Raw genomic sequence first — 475 nt, 5'->3', positions numbered from 1 at the left:
GTATTGGATTAGGCCGTTTTTATAGAGCTTCCAAGCAGATTCGAACTGCTGACCCCTTCCTTACCATGGAAGTGCTCTACCTGCTGAGCTATGGAAGCAAAATATGGCTCCACAGGTAGGATTCGAACCTACGACCGATCGGTTAACAGCCGATTGCTCTACCACTGAGCTACTGTGGAATAATATTAAAATCATGTTATGTCATAACCATAGTACTATGCCCTTGACAATGTTAAATATACATTTTTATGTATTTCATAATAAATCGATATTAAAAAAGCAGCCTGGCGGCGTCCTACTCTTGCAGGGACAAAGTCCCAACTACCATCGGCGCTGAAGAGCTTAACTTCTGTGTTCGACATGGGAACAGGTGTGACCTCTTCGCTATTGCTACCAGACAACTTATTAAGGTGTAATAAAACGGCTAGCTTCAGCATCCACCAACGAATGCTTACGCTTTTTATTTTTATACCCT

2 tRNA genes and 1 rRNA gene are annotated in these 475 nt (G+C 42.1%); all 3 read right to left on the bottom strand.

Annotated features, from left to right (window positions below):
• Positions 1-25 precede the first annotated feature (25 nt).
• Positions 26-98, bottom strand: a tRNA-Thr gene (locus tag OMHG_RS00220).
• Between the two features lie 6 nt (positions 99-104).
• Positions 105-179: transfer RNA gene (locus OMHG_RS00215), tRNA-Asn, on the bottom strand.
• Between the two features lie 103 nt (positions 180-282).
• Positions 283-398, bottom strand: a 5S ribosomal RNA gene (rrf, locus tag OMHG_RS00210).
• Positions 399-475: the final 77 nt, after the last annotated feature.

It is taken from the genome of Oceanobacillus massiliensis str. N'diop, assembly GCF_000285495.1.
Classification (GTDB): Bacteria; Bacillota; Bacilli; order Bacillales; family Amphibacillaceae; genus Oceanobacillus; species Oceanobacillus massiliensis.
Note: the sequence above shows the minus strand (reverse complement) of the source record. Positions and strands in the feature narration are given on the sequence as shown.